The sequence below is a fragment of the Kitasatospora sp. MBT63 genome (assembly GCF_000710465.2).
GTDB lineage: Bacteria > Actinomycetota > Actinomycetes > Streptomycetales > Streptomycetaceae > Kitasatospora.
The window spans coordinates 31,058-32,748 of the sequence record NZ_JAIZ01000306.1 but is presented as its reverse complement, the minus strand read 5'-3'; the positions used below and the strand labels follow the sequence as shown (position 1 = coordinate 32,748).

At 74.3% G+C, this 1,691-nt stretch carries 2 protein-coding genes; both read right to left on the bottom strand.

The window, feature by feature from the left end:
• On the bottom strand, nt 1-381 hold a 381-nt coding region (locus AA75_RS49475; RefSeq protein ID WP_368666595.1), incomplete at its 3' end, for an MFS transporter.
• Nucleotides 382-494: 113 nt separating this feature from the next.
• Complete coding sequence (locus tag AA75_RS18990) at nt 495-1,679, bottom strand: metallophosphoesterase (protein ID WP_033821287.1); 1,185 nt, start codon at nt 1,677-1,679, stop codon at nt 495-497.
• Nucleotides 1,680-1,691 lie beyond the last annotated feature (12 nt).

The following is a 1,691-nucleotide window of genomic DNA, read 5'->3' as shown; positions in this document are numbered from 1 at the left end:
CCAGCCGATCACCAGCCGGCCGGAGGCCGAGTTGACCGAGGCCCCGGCGGCTCCCGCCGCCACCAGCAGCGCGCCCAGCGCCCGCGCCCCGCCCGCGTCCGCCGCCACCGCCAGCACCGCGGCGGCCGACAGCAGCCCGGCGGCCAGCGCGATCCGCTCGCCGAAGCGGTCCGCCACCGCACCCCAGCCCACCAGCGACAGCAGGATCCCGAAGACCGGGCAGGAGACCAGCACCCCGGCCGCCGCCAGCGAGAGGCCGTACTCGCGCTGGAACGCCGGGACGAGGAAGGGCAGCCCGTAGAGCACGGTGGTGCTGGCGGTCTGCCCGGCGGTGCCGAGCCCGAGCATGACCCAACTGCGGTGCCTCGCGTCCTGGTTCATGCCGGGACCCTAACAGCGCCGCCGGAATGTGAGACGAACCGTTTTGAACTGTGAGATGCGCGGTGGGCCGGGTGGGCGCGCGCGGGCAGGCGCGGGCCGCCGCGGGCGGTGCGTCAGGCCTGGCCGGAGGCGAGCGTGACGATGGTGATGTCCGAGGGCGCGCCGACCCGGACCGGCGGGCCCCAGGCACCGGCGCCACGGGTCACGTACAGCTGGGTGTCGCCGTACCGCTCCAGCCCGGCGACGGTCGGATTGGCCAGCGCCGCAAGGTAGTTGCCGGGCCACAGCTGCCCGCCGTGGGTGTGCCCGGACAGCTGGAGGTCGACGCCGTAGCGAACCGTCTGGTGGATGGTCACCGGCTGATGGGCCAGCAGGACGGCGGTCCGGGTCCGGTCGCGGTCACCGAGCGCCTTCGCGTAGTCCGGCCCCTGGCCCTCGGAGGTGCCCTGGAGGTCGTTGACGCCAGCCAGGTCGAACCACGGCAGCTCGGTCCTGGAGTTCTCCAGCGGGTGGACGCCCAGCTCGCGGACGAACTCCACCCAGGGCGCGGCGCCGGAGAAGTACTCGTGGTTGCCGGTAACGAAGAACGCCCCGTCCCGGGCCCGCAGTTGCGCCAGCGGCAGGGCCGCCGGGCCGAGCTCGGGCACCGTGCCGTCGACCAGGTCGCCGACCACGGCGATCAGGTCGGGCTGGGTGCGGTTGATGGTGTCCACGATCCGCTGGGTGTGCGAGCGACCCAGGATCGGGCCCAGGTGGATGTCGCTGACCACCGCGATGCGGTAGCCGTGCGCCTGCCGCGGCAGCTTCGCCAGCGGCACCGTCACCTGCTTGACCGCCGGACCGCGCAGCACCCCGTACATCCCGGTGCCGACCACCGCGGCAGCCGCACCACCGGCGGCGACGGCCACCGTCCGGGCCACCAGCAGCCGCCGGCCCGGGTCCGCCGGGCCGGCGGGCTCCTGCGGCTGCTCCGCCCGGCGTTCGGGCCGGGGAAGCCGCAGCAGCAACGGCCGGACGGCCTCGCCCACCAGCAGGGCCAGCACCAGGTACAGCATCAGCGCCAGCCACAGGTACCCCGGCCAGGCGAACCACCGCTCCACGGCCAACGGCAACGTCCGCCCGCCGACCAGCGCCACCACACTCAGCACCGGCAACAGCACGGCCACCACCGTCCCGGCCCGCCGGTACCAACCGCCCGGTGCACTGACATCCCGCGCCAACCGCCGCCAGAGGTACCACTGCACGAGTCCGACGCCGCCGAGCGCAAGCAGCAGTCCAAGGACGAGAACGATCACCATCGGCCCAGTATC